Here is an 18,870-nt window from a genome sequence, read left to right as displayed (position 1 = left end):
TTTAGTTGTCACGCAACCACCATTGATTTCTTGAGCAGCTCTTTCATCATTTGCGCTGCTTTCACCTTTACGTTGAGGCATTGGGAAATCTCGAGACTATAGCGACCTGCACGGATTTCATCGCGAATCTGCGCTGCTGTATCGCAATCCGCTTGGAGCTGGTTGTAGACGCTGCCGAATTGCAGCGGCTGATGCGAATCGCTTCCGGCGCAGGCCGGCAAGCCAAGCTGGTCGGCGAAACGGCGCACTTCATCGGCCATGCCGAAGCCGTATTGGAACAGATCCTTGGCGTTGACATCAAGGGCATCGAGACGCTGCAGCTGGAGCGGATCGTGATGGGTCAGCGGCGTGCTCTCGCGTTTCGGATGAGCGCCGATACGCAGAACGTCATAGTTTTCCGTGCGGTCAAGCAGCTCCTTGAAGGGGATAAAGCTGTCTTTGCCGCTATAAGGCTCCAGCTGCCCGCGCAGCTCCCTGATATCGACACGGTTACCGATAATGAGAATATGGCCAACTTCGGCAACGTCAACCTCCATGCCCGAGAACACTTTAAGGCCGCCTACTACATAGTGGTCACCGATATATTCAAACTCGCGATCGAGCTGATCCAGCATGTCGAAGAAATTGCGCGTGTTGAAATGCTCGGTCAGAGCTACCGCTTGCAGATCGTTTTCCTTCGCTTCGCGTGTCATCGAGAGGAAGTAGTCCATCGAAAAATCCGTTTTTTTCGCTAGTTTGCCGTGTGTATGCAAATCGATGTTCATTGTTATGTCTCCAATCTATAAATGAGGTGTTGGTTTGATTTGATTTCTTTTGATCAAAAGACGAACATATGGCCAAAAGCGAGCAAAGCGATCATATAAAGCGCCGAACAGCCTAGGAAAACGAAATCCAGCGGCTTCACGCGCAAGTAGGCAAGTTTTAACCGCTTAGCGTCCGGGCTGATCAGGGCATACGTGAAGCCGCGTACCTCCAAGGCTTCTACGGTCGTGCGCGTACGCTTGGCTGTGTTCAAGATCAGAGGATAAAAAGCGCAAACCGCGATTTTACCCATATAGACGAGAGACCGCCATTTCAGAAAACCTTTCTTGCGGGGCGAACGGCCGCGCAGCCTGAACGAGTGAATCAGGTTATGGTACTCCTCGATCAGAATCGGCAGCATGCGGTAGCCATAGGAAACCCCGAAGCTGAATTGCGCCGGCATCCCCATACTGAGCAAAGCATCACTGAGCTTCTCGGGATCCATGCTGGAGAAGACCGCAATGCTGGCGAGCGATATGATGAGGATTTTCAGCGTTAACGTCAATAAGGGCCAGACGGCTTCCAAGCTTCCGCCGAACAGGAGCGAGCCGAATAAAATATAAGTGATCTCGCTGACAAGGCCGATGCCCATAATGATAAGCACGAGCGGACTAACTTTGGACGAGATCGTAAGAAAAATCATCGGAATGAGCATGCCGAGCAATACGGTTTTGTTGTGGAAAAACCAAGGCGCCACAGCAAAGAACGAGTACCAAACAATCAGGATGCGCGGGTCGAAGCGGGACAGCAGGACGGACTGACGCCCGAAGGCAGTGCGCATCAGCTCAATCTTGATTTGCTCCACGCTCAGCTTGTCGAGCATGTTTTGTTTAATGGCTTCCAGTTCCAATGGAGGCAGCCTCCTCTCGAATGTGATGTTGCCCCATAAGCGAATGGATACGAGCGGCAAAATGGTCCACGGACAAGGAAGGCGGCCGTAAATCCAGCGCTAAGCTGAGCTGGGCGATCTGGGGAGCGATGAGTCCCGCAAGCTCCAGCACGGCCGTATGGCCGAACAGCGACTGCTGATCAGTGTCGAGCGCAACCTGGCCGTTATGCATAACGATGACGCGGTTCGCCCATTCCGCGACAAGCTGCATATCATGCGTGGCGATTATCGTCGCCTTCACTCGCCCCTGCAGCTGATTCAGCATGGCAGTCATTTCGCGTCGGCTGGATGCGTCGAGGCTTGCCGTCGGTTCGTCCAGCAGCATGACGGTAGGCTGCATGGCGAGCCCGATCGCCAGTGTTGCCCTGCGCTGCTGACCGCCGCTGAGCAGTCTGCCATCCCGGTCTTGCAGTGGAGTGAGTCGCAGCCGCTCCAGTACTTCATCCACAAAGTGACGGTAATCCTCGGTGCTGCGAGCTTTGAGAAAATATTCGACGTCCTTGCGGACGGTATCTTCAATGAACATCTCTTCCGGGTTTTGATAAATATAGGACACGTAGTCGGATAGCGTCTCTGGTGAAGTATGCTTCGTTAGATGACCGCATACCGAGAGTGAACCTTCATTCGGACGCCGAATGCCCGATATGAGCTTTAATAAGGTCGATTTGCCTGCGCCATTGTTTCCAACAAGCGCAATGCGATCCCCTTCATGGATGGAGAGATTGATGCCTCGAAGGACGGGATGCAAGGTTCGAGTGATCGTTTTGTAACCATAGGATACGTTATCGAAATGGACAAGCGGTACTGCTGCAGCTGCTGCTGAAATAGATGGGCTGTTATCCTCGGTCTGAGTTGTAACGACTGTTGAGTGCTCCGGATGCTGAGGCAGCTTCGCGCGATAATAATCGACGGCTTGCGGGATTGTAATCGGGTAGAGCGGCGACTGTTGTCGGTGCGCCTCTGTCTCCCTAACCGCGAGCGTCACTTGCGGCGGCAATATATGAAGAGCTTCCAGCTCTTCAACCGCCGACAGCGCCTCTTGAACCGGCTTCACCCAACGAATCGTGCCGCTGTCCATAAGCACCACTTTGCTGCAATAGTCGGCTATGAACTCGGTATGATGCTCAATGACAATAATCGTTTTCCCATATTGCTCGTTCAGCATCTTAAGCTTGTCGTAAATAAGCCTAGCGTGATAGGGATCGAGCTGAGCGACGGGCTCGTCGACGATAATAATATCGGGATCAAGCGATAAAGCGCCGGCCAGTGCCGTCAAATGCTTTTGCCCGCCGCTAAGCTGCCATATCCACTGCTCCTTCAAAGGCTCCAATCCCAGCATCGCTAGAGCGCGAGCAGCACGCTCACGGTAGTCCGCGAAGCCGTAGTTAAGCGGCGCGAAGCAAGCTTCGTCATAGACGGTTGGGCGTACCAGCTGGTTCTCGAAGTCTTGGAAGACGTAAGCCACCTTGCGAGAAAGGGAGGATACGGATTCGTTCTCGGCAATTAGACCGGCGACTTGAATATAGCCGCTAAGATCACCAACGTAATAGTTCGGGATCAGTCCGTTGAGGCATTTGCACAGCGTCGACTTTCCGCTGCCGTTCGTTCCCGCGATGGCGATGAACTCCCCTGGCTGTACGGTAAGATGGATATGTGAGAGTGCCATGACCTCCGCACCGGGATATTGAAAGTTAACCTCTTGCAGCTCGATGATAGGAGCCGCGGTTAGCGGCCCCACCTGTTGTCTGTCGTTCCGATGTGCGTTCAAATCTGTTTTCCCTCCGGAGATTGACTTGTTTTGGACTTGGCCCGAATGGCTGCGAATAAGGTGACAATCAGAATCAGCGCCGCAGCGCCAACGCTTACCCACATGAACCCGCTACCGTACTGCTCCAAGAACTCCGGCTCCCATACGGCGATATTAATGTCGGCTTCCGATAAAAATTCGCCGGTTACACCGATGAAGACGAACAGAATCGACGTGATAAGCAGACGCGGCGTCATCAGCTGTCCGAACGACACCTGCACGCGGCTGTCGCGCGGCTTCATGCCAAGCAACGGCTCGATCTTGCCGTACAGGCGCGGTACAAGATACAGCGTAGGGAGCAAGGAGAACAGTACGCCTGTAATGACCATGGCATTCAAGAAGCTGAGACCTTCGATTAACACGATGCTCTCTGGAATGCCGGGAACGGCCTCCAGCTCTTCGATGCCGAACCATACTTTGCTAATATCGACAATCGCGCTAAGCATTTGATCAATGCCGACGGCAACGAACGAAGCGAGCGCAAGCTGCTTGCGGTTGCGCGGATCGCTGACGAGCAGGCCGGCTATGTACATCGCAAGAGTGAACTCGATAAACTTCTCCAGCTCGCCAAGACCGCCGAATTGGCCCAGCAGCAGCTCGCCGAAGATGACTTCGCCGAAGGAGGCACCCAGGGCGGCGTACAGCGGGTTGAACAAGATGCATAGCGTCAAAGGAATGAATGCGAAATATTCGACCTTAATTTCAATCGGCCCAAGCTTGAGCTCGGGAATAAGCTCGGAGAACATATTAGAAATTCCGTAAAGCGACATCGCGAGTATGAACACCATCAGTTTTTGGGATTGCGTAAGCTCGTATCGGCGCCTTGGCGCAGAAACCATTGTAATTCCTCCTCGAATTAGATTCCTCCCTAATATAGGGATCAATTGTTATCGGATCATCAACAAATTGTATGGTTTGTGTAAAATAAATTTCATGATGTGTATGTATGAAAGAAAACTTTCAAAACAGATGATCATTTGCTATAATCCATGTAAATAGAATGAGGGGAGCGGTGACCAGGATGGCAACTTTTTTTCAATTGGAGATGGCTTTGGAGTCGATGTCGAAAAGCCAGCAGGCGATTGCCAATTACGTAGCGGGCGCACTGCAGCATATCCCGTATTGTACGGAGGAGGATATCGCGGTAGCCGTTGGCGTTAGCACGGCTACTGTTTCTAGGTTCTGGCGGTCGATCGGTTATCCGAATCTAAAGGCTTTCAAGAAAAGCTTGCTGCAAAATGAGCATGCAACACCAGCACGCAAGATGAAGTCGATCTTAAGCAAGGTCGAGCATGAAGAAGCGGATATTGTGACGGAAATGATGGGCATTGCTTCGGCTAACGTGGAGGAAACGTCGAAGCGGGTGGAGAGGGAGCAGTTCGAACAAGCTGTTGAGGCGATTGATCGAGCGAGTACGCTCTATGTATTCGGAACGGGAGCTTCCGTCTGCTTAACGGAGCTGCTGAAATTTCGTATGAACCGGCTAGGCGTAAGGGTCATTGGCATGGCGGGAAGCGGGAGCGAGCTGCTCGAGTCGCTGGCACAAGCGGGAGATGGCGATACGGTGCTTATGTTCGGTTTCGTGCGGCGGTCGCCTGAGCTTACGGTATTGCTTGAGCAGTCGCGGGAAGCGGGCTATACGACGGTGCTCGTGACCGATCTGCTCGTATCGGATATGCTGGCGCAAAGCGATATCGTGCTGCAGCTGGACCGCGGCGAGCTGGAGGGCTTTCACTCGATGACCGCTCCTGTCGCGCTGATCGACGCCTTGACGGTAGGACTTACGAAGCGCCGCGGCCGCGAGGCGCTCGACAAGCTTGATAAGCTGCATGCTCTGCGCAAGCAATATGCGGCACAATTGCCGAAGTAAGACACAACAAAAAACGGATTCCTCGATTGTCGAGAGAATCCGTTTTTTGTTGGCTATTTAAAAAACCGAATCGTAAGCGGATAACGGTAGAACTGACCTTCTGTAGCGCGTATCGTTCCGATAATTGTCAATACGAGCCAGAAGATACCGACGGCGATCGATGCAACAATACCGATGACGACCAGCCACAAAATAGCGGATATGATGCCATAGATCATAATGCTGATTTGGAAATTCAGCGATTCTTTGCCGTGGAAGTCCACATAATGCGATTGATCCTTCTTGATCAGCCAAATGATGAGCGGTCCGATAATGTTGCCGAGCGGAATGATGAACCCGGCGAAGGCAATGACATGGGCCAACATCGCAAATTGTTTCTCATCGGGATGAGGCGTGTAGGGATGGTTCAAGTAACGATTCTCCTTTCTTGTCCGTTTAGCTGTCGCTCGCTGCGCGGACGCACAGCATTTATGTATAAATATAACAGCTTTAGCTCGGAAATTCATGTAATATTTTGTATGTCGCATTGACGACAAGGGGTGGCGTCTGTTCCCTGCATGGGCGCTGCCTGCAGCCGGTTTCGTGCAGGAGCACAAACTTATAGATGGAAGGCCGGGCAACCGGTTCGAGCCGGATTCCGCCGTAACCCGCGCCGAGGAGGTTGCTGTTATTGTCCGACTAATCGAAATGCAGAAGTAACGGGCTCGAAATAGCAGAAGAAGTCCCTGCGATCAGTGGTCAAGACCCCATTTAGTGGACAGTTAGAAAAAGCCCTACCCAATAAGCTGTTTCCGGTATTGTACCGGAGGCAGCTTATTTAATTTTCTCTGCGGACGATGGTTGTTATAAAAATGGATATATTCTTCAATCCTACTTTGTGCTTCCTCGATGGATCGGATATCATAAGGATAGAGTGCTTCCGTCTTCAAATGTGAGAAGAAGCTCTCCATTGAGGCATTGTCGTAACAATTGCCTCGTCGAGACATGCTGATTTGGGCGCCAACCTTTGGCAGCATGTCGTGGTAGTCGTAGGACGTGTACTGGGATCCCTGATCGCTGTGAACGATCAGCCCAGTCACGTCCTTTTCCTTTTCAAATGCTTTGGAAAACGTTTGGAGTACAAGATCCTTATCATTTCGTAAACTCATGTTGTAGGCGACGATTTCGTTTTGACACAAGTCTTTGATGGTAGAGAGGTACAACCAGCTATCTTTCACTCGGTATTGTGTTACGTCTGTGACCCACTTCTGATTAGGTTGAAGTGCTTCAGAATTGCGCTCCAGCACATTTCTCACGACTCTGTCGCCTAAGCTCCAAGATCGATGATGACGGAATTTGCGGCGTATTTTTGCTTGCAGCCCCATTTCCTGCATGAGACGCAGGATCTTCTTGTGGTTCATCCATACCTTATGATCTTGGTACATAAACAATTGAATTTGTCTGTAGCCATAAATGCTTTTATAGCGTTCATACGTGGTGCGAATGATCTCTTTGGAGGACTTGTCCTTATCTACTGCTTTTCGTTTAAGATAGGCATAGAATCCGCTCTTAGAGAGACCGACTTCTTTGCAAAGTTCTGTAACGGTGAAATGGTCTCTGAGCTCTTCAACGAGCCTACACTTTTCTGGTACACCTCCGCCTTCGTAATGGCCAACCACTTTTTTAGAACGGCATTCTCCATTTCTAACCGTCTGACATAACTATTTTCAGTGGCATACTCTTTCCGTTTCCCGCGAGTGTCTGTCAGCCCGAAGTCTCCCATCTGATTGTAGCGTCGCATCCACACTTTCAATCGCCCTACATCTGTAATCCCCAGTAATTCTGCTACTTTCTGCTTCGTCATACCTTGCAGTCGCATTTCTATTGCTTTTTTCTTTGTATCAAAGCTGTACGTCTGCAGACGTTGCCCTTTTCTCGCCATAACGAAAAGCACCCCCTATAGTTTTCATCGGTTTTAAACACCAGGGTGTTTTTCCAATGTCCACTATAAGGGGTGCAGTTCATCAGTCGCAGGGGCTTCTTCTGCTGTGGTTCTATGCGACCGGCTTAGTAACGTTTGGTTAGCTTCAAACGTCTAAGGTCTTATGCCATTGTATTGAGCCGTGCGGAGGGTATAGTGATTGTTTAAGAGCGTTATCCGTTTTAATCATCGGACAAGAGGCTTGCGCAAATGGGAAAACTTAGTTTATTATATACATAGATATTCGATGCATATTTAATCTATGTATTGTTTCGCTCATGAGGAGGATTGCAGTGAAGATCAATAAAGAGCTAATGAAGGGAAGCACGGTCATTCTTATTCTGACGCTGCTGAATCGGAAAGAAATGTACGGCTACGAGATGACGAAGGAGATCGAGCAGTGCTCCGGGGGCGTATTCACGTTCAAGGAAGGGACGTTATACCCGATCCTGCATACACTTGAGGTGGAGCAGCAAGTGGAGTCTTATTGGAATGAAGAGGGCGGACGCAAGCGCAAGTATTATCGGATAACGGAGCTGGGCCGCAAGCAGCTAGGCGAGAAGAAGAAGGAATGGTCCTTGTTCCGTGCAACGGTGGATCGCGTGATCGGGGAGGGGCATGCATGAACCGTGAGCTGAGACAGCATCCGTTGGTCGAGCAATATCTAGAAAGCGTATGCGGGAAAGTGAAAGCAAAGGAAGTGCATGAGGATATTAATCTTGAGATGCTTAGCCATCTTGAGGAGCGAGTCGAGGACAGACTTCTGGCAGGCGATATATCCGAGGAAGACGCGATAGCGGACGCCATCAAACAGATGGGCGATCCGGAGCAGATTGGCAAGCAGCTTCATGAGGCGCATAAGCCGAGAATGGAGTGGACTTTGCTTGGCATATGCATGCTGCTCATCGGTATTGGACTTGTTGCTATGCTGACGGTGCAGGCGACGGGAAATGAAAGGCTGGGTAATCATTTTGTAGAAAAGAAATTGTTGTTTGTCATAATGGGACTAGTCGCGATGGTTTGCCTCTATTTCTTTGATTATCGCAAGCTGCAAAAGTACTCCTGGCATCTGTACGGCTTCACGATTCTTCTGCTGGCAGCTACCGGTCAAATGGGCAGCGCCATAAACGGAGCGAAGCAATGGATTATTATCGGCTCGGTTACCTTTAATGTTGCTGCCGCTTCTCCTTATCTATTCATGGTTGCTTTCGCAGGGATATTGACCAGGGAAACAACTGCCGGGCCGAGCAGATTAAGGCCGAAGCTGCGGCTGCTTCAAGATACTGTCTTGTTCTTCTTGCTGCCGACGTACTTCTACCTGACAACATCCTCGTTGTTATATTACAGCATCTTCTGCTTCGGTACGTTTCTAATGCTGATCCTAATCGGCAAGAAATACAAGGTGGTATTAGCCGGAGTCGGCACATTGGCCGCGCTCGCGCTATGGCTTGTTCAGGGAAGCCACAGATATAATTATGTATGGTTACGATTGAAAGGATTTATATTTCCCAATGCGGATAGCCATTATTACACAGATCGATCTATTGAAGCGATCCAAGATGGCGGTATGTGGGGGCAAGGGTTTGGCGCAGTCAATAACCGACTTCCTTCGTATAACAGCGAGATGCTCTATTCTTATTTAGTGTATAGCTTGGGATGGGTATTCGGTTTCATTATAGTCGTGTTGGCATTCTTGTTTGTTGCGCGTATTGTCAGAATGGCGTTGAAGCTGAAAGATCGTTATGCGAAAGGAATTATTGTCGGAGTGTTGTCGATAATGGGCTTTCATTTCATTTGGAATCTGCTCATGTGCTTTGGATTTATGCCCGTCTCCTCTACATCGCTTCCGCTTATAAGCTGGGGCTCCTATACTTTCATCGAGCTGGCGGCTGTGGGGTTGATGTTGGGCGCGAATAGACGAAAAGATATATTAGGGCAATCCGCATTGTCTTCGCAGAACATATAGCGGCCACTTGGCCGAACTTGGGTGGACCGTAGGCTTCAACGCACATCGTTGACGTTTACGGTCTTCCGCTTATTCTCATAATGGTGACCGCTACTGTTTCTTGGAGAACAGCTCCGTGACGTAAAAGGAAATGCGATTGTTGATTTCGGCGTTCAGTCGCTCTTGCTGTATATGCGGAAGCGCTGAACTGATGTCGATATGCATGCTCCGAAGCAATTGCTCGGCAAGCGCAAGATCGGCTTCGATTCTTGCGATCACGATATTCGCCGCTTGGATGAAGAGCGGGCGAAGCGATCTTGCCTTCTTATCCAGCTCCAAGCGATTGCGCTTGACGGCGGCAAGCGTATAAGACAGAATTACGTATTCTTTAATCAGCCCATTGGACTCCCTAACGGGATACTGCTCTGTTACATAAGCGTTCATAGCCATTCGATCGTCACCTCATTTCCATTATATGCGAACACTTGTTCTCTAGTCAATGGAGTGTAGTAAAGACATCTTATGAGCTGTTATATGCAGGCAGGATAAGGAAAATGGGGTGGCTAGATGACTGCTTGGGAGAGCGTGTTGGATATTTATGATATTTTTTTAATCATAATTACCACAAAATATTAGTTTTTAAACAGCGTTGGTACGGTATTGTTCAGAGTTTCCTATTGAAAAAAAAGCCGTCTTTTGGTCTGTTCGAAACAGACCGAAAACGGCTCTTGTGTATAAATGCTGCAATATTTAAAAGAATAATGGCGCGCCGCGGGGGGATTCGAACCCCCGACCCATCGTTTAGGAAACGATTGCTCTATCCTGCTGAGCTACGGGCGCAACACTTCACATTTTAACATGGGTGAAGTTGGAGGCGCAAGTGATCGCTTTATTGCGGGATGATTCGAATGGTCTTCACTTCGAACGGGCAACCGTGCAATGACATGCCCGGAGCCGTCTTCGGCTATCTTCACCGTGTCGAAAATAATATTGGCATTGGATGAAGTGAGCAAGATGAAGAACGTTCCGACTGCGCCGGCTGCTTGCGGAATAGGCGTATTGAGCTCTAACGCTTCACGAATGACCGGATTGTTGATGAAGCCTTCGCTCCAGACATGGAACGTATACGTAAATTCATGCTGACCGACATCTGCCGTCGCATCAGGGTCCGAAGGAGCGCGAAGCAGCGGTCGCAAAGTGGACCAGCTGTGCTGGCTTACCTATAACGGTCGGCGTCATGCGGCCTTGAGTAATTTAATGCCCGTAATGTCGAGCTTCGACTTAAGGTGGAGGTATAAAGCGTCATAGGTAACGAGCGAGCTATCCTCTGGAATCCGCAGCTGCAGCTTATCGAGAGGGAGCTGTAAGCGCACCGGTGAGCTTACAGTGGTGAAGTAGCTAGTGTGTTTGTGCTGTAAGAGCACGTGTGCTCTTACAGCGTAAGGGTCTGGTGTGGCAGTGGTGGTCGAGGAGAGCGCCAAAGAAAAAGAGCGGTGCAGGGATTAATCCCTGTACCGCTCTTAGTTATATCTCTGTGATCGTCTGCTTGCCGGAACGCACAATCGATTGGTCCACGAGTACCTGCATGGCGTCGATGCTGATTTCCATCGTTTGTTTGCTAATCGGTATGCACGACAGCTCCGTGCAAGCGATAATGACGCAGTTGCAGCCTTCTTGGTAGACGAGCTCGTTAATGATGCCTTCAAGAACGGCCGGATCGACCTCCAGATTGCTTTTTACCTGATTATAGATAATGTCCATCACGAGCTCTTGAATCGCTTCATTCGGCTCATGGAGCTTCATATTGTAGCTCTCGCAGCCCGCCTTATAAACACCGCTGTTAATAGTGCCGGTGGTCGCCAGTATACCGATCTTGCTATTGTCGCCGTATTTGGCATGAATGGCCTTCAACGTTTCGTCGACCATATTAATAATAGGAACGGTGGTCATTTCCTGCATCTGATCGTAGAAGTAATGCGACGTATTGCACGGAATGGCGATATGCGCCGCCCCAGCCAGCTCGAGCAGCTTGAAGTCCTTCTCGATCGCCTCCAAGAACAGCTCTCCTTGTCCGCTAAGAATGACACTCGTACGGTCAGGCAGCGTCACATGATTCAGAATGATCATGTTGATATGCTCTTGATCGCGGTCGGCTGCCGTATGCTCAATCACCTTATCGAAGAAAACGGAGGTTGCCTTCGGGCCCATTCCGCCAATGACGCCTAAGCTTTTATGTTCCATTGCTCTACCCACTTTTAAAATGAATTAGTTGTCCATGCGGCGGATTAATTGGCAGCGGATCTGTCCTCGAGCTGCTTCAGAGCGATCTGAGCGCCGGGATCCATGCCCTGACAGCCTGCCAACAGCACTAAGTCGCGAGATGCTGCATGGGACAGCCCTTCAGCAATCGCGTCAGGCAATTCGTCATACAGCCGTACACGGATGCTCGCTTGCTCCATGACGTCGAGGAATACTTGCGTCTCCTCATCGGTGACAAAGTCCTTGCTCGTCACATGCGAAATACTCCGCGTAGCAATGATCTCATCAAGCTCCAAACGCTTCATCCACTGGACAATCGTCTCGGCGTTTTCCCGATTGACGGTAGGTCCGCGGCTGCCTCTAATGGCATAGACTAGATGAAGCTTATCGTAATCCATGAACTTCACCGTCTCCAGCGTGACATGGATATTGCCTGGATTGGCGAAATGATCGTCAATAATCATAAAATCATTTTCATATATGAATTCGAACCGGCGCTCAACGCCGGCGAATGTACGCATCGTCGCTTGAATGGTTTCAACGGGAATGCCGCAGAGCAGGGCCACCGTAATGGCCACCATCGAATTATAGACGGAATGCAGACCTGGTACAGCAAGCTGAATATCGAATTCACCAGCCGTATGCCAAGTGCCATCCACTTGGAACGGCTTCACAATCTCGTATGTATAACGTGCGCGTCCCGTTGACAGATCGAGATTTTTGCAATAAATATGGCCTTCCTTGCTCTTCACGCCGAACGTCACGACGCTTGCTTTCGTCTTATCCGCGAGCGATGCCGAGTAGGAATCGTCGAGATTGAGGACGGCGTAGCTGTGCTCGCCCGCATTCGTGATCAAGCTGGATTTGGCCTCGAAATATTGTTCGAACGTTCCGTGGGAGTCGATATGCTCCCGGCTTAAATTGTTGAATGTCACAATGTCGTAATCGACGCCCTCGACTCGGCGAGTTTCCAGCGCGGCGGAGGATACCTCCATGCTAACATGCGAAACGCCCTTATCGACCATTTGCTTCAAGTAATGCTGCAGGTCAAGCGATTCCGGCGTTGTCAGCTCCGACGGGATAGAGACATCGTCAACCTTGATGACAACCGTACCGATCAACCCCGTCTTGAGACCATGGTTCTCTAGGATGGCATTGGTCATATAGGAGGTCGTTGTCTTGCCGTTCGTCGCCGTTATGCCGATCATCTTCATCTTGTCGGCAGGGTTGCCGTAGAATGCCGCGCCAAGCTGCGCTAAAGCGATTCGGCTGTTCGCTACGCGAATTTGCGGTATGTCGAGATCGAAGTTGAACTCTTCGACGACAGCAGCGACAGCACCGTTCTCTACGGCGTTGCCGAGATACTTGTGGCCATTCGTTTGGTAGCCGTTGATTGCGACGAACAAGTCGCCCGGCTTGCACTTCTGGGAGTGGTAGCTAATTCCCGAAACCGTTATATCCTTCGGATGCAGCGTATCTAAAGTTGCGGTGGATGTCAGTAGTTCCCGTAACAGAATCATTTAAACGCACTCCTTTGTCCGAATCGATTCATGTTCTGCGTAAAATTTTGCCGGTAATCATGCGAAGGAATCCGAAGGCAGGCTTCGGATCGCTCCATGACCAGATAGCTGGTGCTTTGGGCTTGAACAGCGACTTGAACACTTGGCCGACGGTTAGCTGCTTCGTGCGAACGTAACCTCTGATGGCTAGCAAGTCCTCGTAGAAATACCAGAACACGCGGTTCGTGTCCTTCTTGAGCGCGCTTGGCGGCTGCGGCGAGCCTGTCAGTTCCATATATGTGAGATAAGGAATGTTCATTCCGACTTTGTAGAGCAGGTTGTTCAAGTTAGTGATGCGCACGTTGACCTCGATCAAGTAAAACTGACCGGTATCAGCGTCTTTTTTGAACTCAATCTCGGCGAAGCCTTTCCATTTCATCTTCTCTAGGAAGGGAGCGCCGATATCATGCAGCTCCTGTACATACTTCTGTCCMGTGTACACCGAAGCGCCGAAGTTGATCGGGAACTGGCGGTACTTCTGGCAAGTTACCCAGTTCGTCACCTTAGAATCTTGATTCAAATACGCGTCATAGGTGTACATATGATCATCGAAGCCTGGAATAATGCGCTGCACGATGACTTCTAGTCCTGCTTGCTTCGACTTCTCAAGCGCCTCAACGAGCTGCGATTTGTTGTCAACAATGAACAGCTTCTTCCTGAACTTCGCGACGAACGAAGGAGAATCTGTCGGCTTCACGACACAAGGATATTTCAAGATCGATTCTACTTTTTCGAAAAATTGGTCTTCGTCCACGCGGACGGTTTCCGGGACAGCAACGCCGTTCTCGCTCGCCAGACGGTGCAAAATTTCTTTGTTCATTAGGTTCGTGTAGATGCCTGGAACATCTTGCGGAATGAGGTAGAACTCGCGCAGCTCCTCCAAAAATTCATCCACTACCTCAACATAATTGTCGTGGCAAGGAATGAGCACTGGAGGCGCAGACTGCCCTTTGGCGTAGTCCTTCAGAAATTGAATGAAAGCCTTCTTATCATTCTTATAATGAGGGGCAATCAGCCGCTCTGAACAATACTTGGACTGAGCACCGTAATTATGATTGTCTGTGTAATCGACAGCAACCGTATGTATTCCATTAACGCCGAGGCAACGAATCGTACTAAGGCCGATATAATAATTGCATCCTAAGATGACTGCTTTATTGTTCATAGAAAAGGCACACCCCGCTTAATTTGCTTAAATAATTTTACTGCATACTTCCTTATAATACAAATGGATTTATTAGCAATAATAGGCGCCTTAATCGGTTTTAAACGTAAACAATTATAAATTGATTTTCTTTCACTATAAACAGAAATAGGAAATTAGAACTATTAAAGGGTGAAAAATAAAGCGCATATGTCGAATAATAAATGAAAATTGCTGGTGATCGTCGACATGATTTTACAAACTCCTTAAAAGTCTAGGAGTATAATAGAACTATTACCACACGAGTGCTATATAAGGAGCGTGCCCCGAAGCGAATATGGACAAATACAATCTGCTACAACAATTGCATTCGCTGCGGCTTAAGCTTCATGAGATTGCTGAGGCACGAGGCAGCTTGACTGACCCCGACGTTCTGGCGATCAGCGAAGAGGCTGATCAATTGATCGTAGAACTGCAATATCTACAGCGGGAAGAGCTGACATACAGTTCTTCCAGGCAATCGAATATATGATTATTTCTCCCTCAATTTGCGGAAGAACTGCGTTAGCAGCGAGGCGCATTCTTGCTGAAGAATGCCGCTCGTCAGCTCCGTTTCATGATTGAAGCGCGGCTCTTGAAGCAGATTCATAAGTGTACCTGCACAGCCGGCCTTCGGATCGGTTGTGCCATAGACGACACGTTTCACACGCGACTGGACGATTGCGCCTGCACACATCGGACAAGGTTCCAATGTGACGTAGAGCGTACAGTCCAGCAATCGCCATGCGCCGATGCGTTCTGTGGCGTCGCGGATTGCGACCATCTCCGCATGGGCGGTTGGATCGTTATGCGTCTCTCTTAAGTTATATCCCCTTCCGATAATCTCATTATTACGAACGATAATAGCCCCGATAGGCACTTCCCCGATCTGCTCAGCTTTTCGGGCTTCTGCGATAGCTTCCGTCATCCAGGCCTGATCTTCCAGTTCTCGTATCATTTTGGTAAATTTCCTTTCGATAATCGTAGTTTATTCTGCGAACAAATATTCCGTTGTTAACATGCAGTGGATAGAATTGTGTATAAAATAATAGTTATCCACAAACTTATGCACATTATATCAACTTCTGTGTATAACTCATGTGAACAGTGGGTATAAGCTGTCTATAAGTAATCGACTTTTATGCGATATCGCTATTTTTATAAATTGCTAGTTAATGGAATAGTTCCTAGGAACTGCTCCGAAATGATTACTGAACAAAAGGATGTGTCTATCGTTGTCGATTAAGATGAAGTTTTCACTTATGATTTCTCTTATTGTACTCTCGATTTTCATTGTCTACAGCATGTTGAACGAATATGCTTGGATACGCAGCATACGGGAAGAAATGAAGCAGGTCATGCTGGACACATCCATACAGGTAGCTGTATCCATGGATGCCTTCGAAACGAGCTCGGATGGCGGGTCTCTAGAATTGAAGAGTAGGGTAGAAGGCAAAGACATGTTCGACCTGGTACAGAAATTAAATAACAATATCAAAGAGATTACCGTCTTCCATAATAACTCGCAGGAAATATCGGCGGGCACGTATGCTTACAATGATGCTACCAACGATAGCCCATTTGTGCAAGAAGCGAGAGACAGTGAATTTGTGTTTCGCAAAATGACCATCGACGACAAAACGTATTATCGAAGCTACTATTCGAACGAGAAGCTTGGAAGCTATACAATCAGTATCGTCTATGACGGCAAAGGCATTCAGGATCTCGTTGGAGAGAAACGAAATGATACGTTAATCTACTCCGCAATCGTTACGGTACTCGTACTATTAATTAGCTATTGGCTTGTAGGCGTTATGATACGCCCGCTCAAAGATATTTTATGGAAGGTTAATGAGGTGTCATCCGTAAGGTTCCATCAGCCGATTCAGATTCGGCGCAAGGATGAATTCGGTTTGCTCGCTTTGAAGGTAAATGCCATGTCGCAGAACTTAAGCATCTATATGGACAAACTGCGCAAGGCGTTCGAAGAGAATAGACGGATGAAGGAGCATCTGGAGTCGTTCATTAATCATACTAGCGATGCGATCCATCTGTTGGAGCTGGATGGCACGATTATTCAGGTGAACCGCGCTTTCGAGCTGCTTTACGGTTATGAGGAAGAGGAGGCGATTGGACTTGTATTCCCGATCTTGCCCGATTCACACCGTGACGAGCTGGAACAGATGCTCAGTCAGCTCGTCGCAGGCAGAGTTCTTCCGGCCAAGGAAACCATGCGAATGACGAAGTCGGGAGAGTTGATCCCGGTGAGTATTACCATATCGCCAATCCGCGATTCAGATGGGACAATCCGCGCCTTCGCAAGCATTTCTAGAGATATGCGCTCCCGCAATAAGATGGACGAGCTGCTGCGGCGCTCCGAGAAGCTAACCACGGTCGGACAATTGGCGGCAGGGGTCGCGCATGAAATTCGGAATCCGCTTACAACACTGAGAGGTTTTCTCCAGTTGCAGCAGCAGACGAAGCAGCTTAATGTGTCTCATGTAGGTCTGATGTTATCGGAGCTGGACCGAATTAATCTTATTGTCGGCGAGTTCCTCATCTTGGCGAAACCGCAGGCCACGAAATTTGTAACCAAGGATATGCGCAATATTTTAAATGATGTTGTTGCTTTGATGAATAGCGAGGCACATCTGCACAATATCGAATTTAAGTCGCTATTCACGGAAGAAAACTGTCTCGTTTCATGTGAAGAGAATCAATTGAAGCAAGTATTCATTAATCTGCTGAAAAACGCGATCGAGGCGATGCCGACAGGCGGCCCGATCCATATTCATATTACGAATCGAAAAGGGATCGTTTCGATTACKATTACAGACGAAGGTGTCGGCATTCCGGAGGAGATGATCTCGAAGATCGGCGACCCGTTCTTCACGGGGAAGGAATCGGGCACGGGACTTGGTATTATGGTCAGCCAGCGAATTATTCTGAATCATAAAGGGAATCTCGATTTTCAAAGCCAAGAAAATGTGGGAACAACGGTGCATGTGTCGCTTCCGGCTTTGAAACCTTTGACGGAGGACGGTATACTAGAAGCATCATTAACCGAGGGTATGTAGATGCGAAGTGCGAGGGAGAGGATGCAATGAGCGCTGGGCCTCGTGACGATAGAGAGGGCTATAGCTGTGTGCTTGCAGGTGCGACCGGGCTTGTTGGCGCTGCGCTGTTACGACAGCTGCTGGCGGATCCGAATACTAGAACGGTGACCGTGCTCGTTAGGCGGCCGCTGGATGCTGCTGCAACGGCGGGACTTGAGGCCATGAGGTCTAAGCTGCGAATAATTGTAGCGTCCTTCGATGATATCGATCTAGCGATGCAGGACGTAGAGGCCGATATTGTCTATTGCGCGCTTGGAACAACGATTAAAGCGGCGGGCTCGCAGGAAGCGTTCCGCACGGTTGATTTGGAATATCCGCTCGCGCTGGCTCGCTATGCGAAACGAGTGAATGCATCGCAGTTCGCTGTTATTACGGCGATGGGATCTTCCAAGAGCTCGGCCTTCTTCTACAGCCGAGTAAAGGGCGAGCTTGAAGAGGAGCTTGCGAAGCTGGAAATACCGCTGCTCCATATTTTCCAGCCGTCGTTTCTGCTTGGGCACCGGAAAGAAAAGCGGCTAGGCGAGACGGTAGGGACGTGGCTGGCAACGGCGCTTGGCTTCACGATGGTCGGACGGCTGCGCAGGTATAGGGCGATTCGCGGCGATGTAGTGGCTGCTGCAATGCTTCGGGCTACTCGAATCGCATGGGCGGAGCAGCATGGGCAAGGGCAGAATAGGACCGTTCAGCGGAGTCCTGAAGTGAAGGTATATGCTTCGGGCGACATTGCTGAGTTAGGGCATATACAGGCGAGGTGACATGCAGATGAGAATTAACAAGTTTATTAGTGAGACGGGCTATTGCTCGCGCCGCGAGGCGGACAAGCTGGTGGACAGCGGCCGAGTTACGATTAATGGCGAGACGGCCATGCTCGGCAGCCAAGCCGAGCTAGGCGATGATGTGCGCGTGGATGGACGACGGATTGGCGAACAGAAACGGCATGTATATATTGCGTTGAATAAGCCTGTTGGCATTACTTGTACGACTGAGCTTCATATTAAAGGTAATATCGTTGACTTTATCGGTCATGAGGAACGCATATTCCCGATCGGAAGACTCGATAAGGATTCCGAGGGCCTCATTCTGCTTACGAATGATGGCGATGTCGTGAACCCGATCCTGCGTTCGGAAGGCAAGCATGAGAAGGAATACATAGTAACCGTTGACCGTCCTATTAACGATTCCTTCGTTCGAGGCATGTCGGAGGGAGTGCGCATACTCGGCAGCATGACGCTGCCTTGCAAGGTAACGCGTGTGACAGACCGCGTATTCCGCATTATTCTGACCGAAGGAAAGAATAGGCAAATTCGTCGCATGTGCGAGGCGTTCGGCTATCATGTCAGGAAGCTTCAGCGTGTAAGGGTTATGAATATTCAGCTTGGCGGGCTCGCATCCGGGAAGTGGCGTGATCTAACGGAGGCGGAGAAGTCGGCGTTATTCCGGACGCTGGGGTATGAGGTAAACAGCTAACCTTATCTATGTTA

General features: G+C 49.5%; 20 protein-coding genes, 1 tRNA gene and 1 pseudogene. 8 read left to right on the top strand and 14 right to left on the bottom strand.

All coding sequences use genetic code 11. The features are described 5' to 3' along the window. Positions 1-8: 8 nt before the first annotated feature. Genes AC1DF0_RS29140 through AC1DF0_RS29125 form a run of 4 tightly spaced genes read right to left on the bottom strand, consistent with a single transcriptional unit; the run spans position 9 to position 4,336 of the window. On the bottom strand, positions 9-764 hold the full coding sequence (locus AC1DF0_RS29140) for a PHP-associated domain-containing protein (protein WP_442050158.1): 756 nt from the start codon (positions 762-764) through the stop codon (positions 9-11). 53 nt (positions 765-817) lie between these two features. Next, positions 818-1,651 (bottom strand): energy-coupling factor transporter transmembrane component T family protein, encoded by an 834-nt coding sequence (locus tag AC1DF0_RS29135; RefSeq protein ID WP_477576878.1) that lies wholly within the window; start codon positions 1,649-1,651, stop codon positions 818-820. Next, a complete protein-coding gene (locus tag AC1DF0_RS29130; RefSeq protein WP_477576876.1) occupies positions 1,632-3,458 on the bottom strand; it encodes an ABC transporter ATP-binding protein in 1,827 nt (608 codons plus the stop codon). The genes AC1DF0_RS29135 and AC1DF0_RS29130 overlap by 20 nt, the downstream gene beginning before the upstream one ends. Continuing rightward, entirely contained in the window at positions 3,455-4,336 is an 882-nt protein-coding gene (locus tag AC1DF0_RS29125) for a DUF8171 family membrane protein (protein ID WP_442050155.1), read from the bottom strand. The genes AC1DF0_RS29130 and AC1DF0_RS29125 overlap by 4 nt, the downstream gene beginning before the upstream one ends. A 182-nt stretch (positions 4,337-4,518) precedes the next feature. On the opposite strand from AC1DF0_RS29125, the gene AC1DF0_RS29120 reads away from it, so the two are divergent. Next, positions 4,519-5,367, top strand: coding sequence for a MurR/RpiR family transcriptional regulator (locus AC1DF0_RS29120; RefSeq protein WP_442050154.1), 849 nt, complete (start codon positions 4,519-4,521; stop codon positions 5,365-5,367). Positions 5,368-5,420: 53 nt separating this feature from the next. Here the strand turns inward: AC1DF0_RS29120 and AC1DF0_RS29115 are convergent, their stop codons facing one another. After that, positions 5,421-5,777 carry a DUF4870 domain-containing protein gene (locus AC1DF0_RS29115; protein ID WP_442050153.1) on the bottom strand — a complete coding sequence of 119 codons (357 nt, stop codon included), beginning with the start codon at positions 5,775-5,777 and terminating at the stop codon, positions 5,421-5,423. Positions 5,778-5,892: 115 nt separating this feature from the next. Here AC1DF0_RS29115 and AC1DF0_RS29110 point away from each other — a divergent pair, with 115 nt between their 5' ends. Continuing rightward, a complete protein-coding gene (locus AC1DF0_RS29110; RefSeq protein WP_442050164.1) occupies positions 5,893-6,066 on the top strand; it encodes an S-layer homology domain-containing protein in 174 nt (57 codons plus the stop codon). A gap of 74 nt (positions 6,067-6,140) precedes the next feature. Here AC1DF0_RS29110 and AC1DF0_RS29105 read toward each other — a convergent pair whose 3' ends face one another. Further along, positions 6,141-7,025, bottom strand: a complete 885-nt coding sequence (locus AC1DF0_RS29105) for an IS3 family transposase (RefSeq protein WP_442050152.1) — start codon at positions 7,023-7,025, stop codon at positions 6,141-6,143. Between the two features lie 122 nt (positions 7,026-7,147). Further along, positions 7,148-7,210 (bottom strand): annotated as a pseudogene (locus AC1DF0_RS29100) (hypothetical protein); the annotation flags it as partial. A gap of 410 nt (positions 7,211-7,620) precedes the next feature. Here AC1DF0_RS29100 and AC1DF0_RS29095 point away from each other — a divergent pair. Together AC1DF0_RS29095 and AC1DF0_RS29090 are read left to right on the top strand one after the other, a co-directional pair. Then, on the top strand, positions 7,621-7,953 hold the full coding sequence (locus AC1DF0_RS29095) for a PadR family transcriptional regulator (protein WP_477576872.1): 333 nt from the start codon (positions 7,621-7,623) through the stop codon (positions 7,951-7,953). Continuing rightward, positions 7,950-9,293: an FtsW/RodA/SpoVE family cell cycle protein gene (locus AC1DF0_RS29090; protein ID WP_477576870.1), complete on the top strand. Its 1,344-nt coding sequence runs from the start codon at positions 7,950-7,952 to the stop codon at positions 9,291-9,293. Before AC1DF0_RS29095 ends, AC1DF0_RS29090 begins: the two co-directional genes overlap by 4 nt. A gap of 90 nt (positions 9,294-9,383) precedes the next feature. Here AC1DF0_RS29090 and AC1DF0_RS29085 read toward each other — a convergent pair whose 3' ends face one another. From AC1DF0_RS29085 to AC1DF0_RS29060, 6 genes are all read right to left on the bottom strand, one after another. Beyond that, positions 9,384-9,722, bottom strand: a complete 339-nt coding sequence (locus AC1DF0_RS29085) for a YhjD family protein (protein ID WP_477576868.1) — start codon at positions 9,720-9,722, stop codon at positions 9,384-9,386. 312 nt (positions 9,723-10,034) lie between these two features. Further along, positions 10,035-10,112: transfer RNA gene (locus tag AC1DF0_RS29080), tRNA-Arg, on the bottom strand. Next, the gene (locus tag AC1DF0_RS29075) at positions 10,103-10,468 is read right to left on the bottom strand and encodes a hypothetical protein (RefSeq protein ID WP_477576866.1); all 366 of its coding nucleotides are present in this window, start codon (positions 10,466-10,468) and stop codon (positions 10,103-10,105) included. Before AC1DF0_RS29075 ends, AC1DF0_RS29080 begins: the two co-directional genes overlap by 10 nt. A gap of 328 nt (positions 10,469-10,796) precedes the next feature. Continuing rightward, on the bottom strand, positions 10,797-11,513 hold the full coding sequence (gene cuyB / locus AC1DF0_RS29070) for a cysteate racemase (protein WP_477576864.1): 717 nt from the start codon (positions 11,511-11,513) through the stop codon (positions 10,797-10,799). 44 nt (positions 11,514-11,557) lie between these two features. Continuing rightward, a complete protein-coding gene (locus AC1DF0_RS29065; RefSeq protein WP_477576862.1) occupies positions 11,558-13,051 on the bottom strand; it encodes a Mur ligase family protein in 1,494 nt (497 codons plus the stop codon). A 28-nt stretch (positions 13,052-13,079) separates the two neighbouring features. After that, on the bottom strand, positions 13,080-14,255 hold the full coding sequence (locus tag AC1DF0_RS29060; protein WP_442050145.1) for a carboxylate--amine ligase: 1,176 nt from the start codon (positions 14,253-14,255) through the stop codon (positions 13,080-13,082). Positions 14,256-14,571: 316 nt separating this feature from the next. Here AC1DF0_RS29060 and AC1DF0_RS29055 point away from each other — a divergent pair, with 316 nt between their 5' ends. Further along, the gene (locus AC1DF0_RS29055; protein WP_442050144.1) at positions 14,572-14,766 is read left to right on the top strand and encodes a Spo0E family sporulation regulatory protein-aspartic acid phosphatase; all 195 of its coding nucleotides are present in this window, start codon (positions 14,572-14,574) and stop codon (positions 14,764-14,766) included. Here AC1DF0_RS29055 and tadA read toward each other — a convergent pair whose 3' ends face one another. Then, complete coding sequence (gene tadA / locus AC1DF0_RS29050) at positions 14,767-15,231, bottom strand: tRNA adenosine(34) deaminase TadA (RefSeq protein ID WP_442050143.1); 465 nt, start codon at positions 15,229-15,231, stop codon at positions 14,767-14,769. Positions 15,232-15,508: 277 nt separating this feature from the next. Here tadA and AC1DF0_RS29045 point away from each other — a divergent pair, with 277 nt between their 5' ends. From AC1DF0_RS29045 to rluF, 3 genes are read left to right on the top strand one after another with little or no spacing between them, the layout of a single operon-like run. Next, positions 15,509-17,350: an ATP-binding protein gene (locus AC1DF0_RS29045; RefSeq protein WP_477576859.1), complete on the top strand. Its 1,842-nt coding sequence runs from the start codon at positions 15,509-15,511 to the stop codon at positions 17,348-17,350. Positions 17,351-17,376: 26 nt separating this feature from the next. Further along, positions 17,377-18,144 carry an NAD(P)H-binding protein gene (locus AC1DF0_RS29040; protein WP_477576857.1) on the top strand — a complete coding sequence of 256 codons (768 nt, stop codon included), beginning with the start codon at positions 17,377-17,379 and terminating at the stop codon, positions 18,142-18,144. Positions 18,145-18,151: 7 nt separating this feature from the next. Next, complete coding sequence (rluF, locus tag AC1DF0_RS29035) at positions 18,152-18,856, top strand: 23S rRNA pseudouridine(2604) synthase RluF (protein WP_442050140.1); 705 nt, start codon at positions 18,152-18,154, stop codon at positions 18,854-18,856. Positions 18,857-18,870 lie beyond the last annotated feature (14 nt).

Source organism: Paenibacillus sp. 05T425, from assembly GCF_056396205.1.
This window is presented reverse-complemented; position numbering and strand designations above follow the sequence as displayed.

Bases quoted from the DNA above. Each gene is read 5' to 3' on its own strand.
- AC1DF0_RS29140 (WP_442050158.1), bottom strand. From the start codon at position 764: ATGAACATCGATTTGCATACACACGGCAAACTAGCGAAAAAAACGGAT.
- AC1DF0_RS29120 (WP_442050154.1), top strand. From the start codon at position 4,519: ATGGCAACTTTTTTTCAATTGGAGATGGCTTTGGAGTCGATGTCGAAA.
- rluF (WP_442050140.1), top strand. From the start codon at position 18,152: ATGAGAATTAACAAGTTTATTAGTGAGACGGGCTATTGCTCGCGCCGC.
- AC1DF0_RS29090 (WP_477576870.1), top strand. From the start codon at position 7,950: ATGAACCGTGAGCTGAGACAGCATCCGTTGGTCGAGCAATATCTAGAA.
- cuyB (WP_477576864.1), bottom strand. From the start codon at position 11,513: ATGGAACATAAAAGCTTAGGCGTCATTGGCGGAATGGGCCCGAAGGCA.
- AC1DF0_RS29085 (WP_477576868.1), bottom strand. From the start codon at position 9,722: ATGGCTATGAACGCTTATGTAACAGAGCAGTATCCCGTTAGGGAGTCC.
- AC1DF0_RS29040 (WP_477576857.1), top strand. From the start codon at position 17,377: ATGAGCGCTGGGCCTCGTGACGATAGAGAGGGCTATAGCTGTGTGCTT.
- AC1DF0_RS29055 (WP_442050144.1), top strand. From the start codon at position 14,572: ATGGACAAATACAATCTGCTACAACAATTGCATTCGCTGCGGCTTAAG.
- tadA (WP_442050143.1), bottom strand. From the start codon at position 15,231: ATGATACGAGAACTGGAAGATCAGGCCTGGATGACGGAAGCTATCGCA.
- AC1DF0_RS29125 (WP_442050155.1), bottom strand. From the start codon at position 4,336: ATGGTTTCTGCGCCAAGGCGCCGATACGAGCTTACGCAATCCCAAAAA.
- AC1DF0_RS29065 (WP_477576862.1), bottom strand. From the start codon at position 13,051: ATGATTCTGTTACGGGAACTACTGACATCCACCGCAACTTTAGATACG.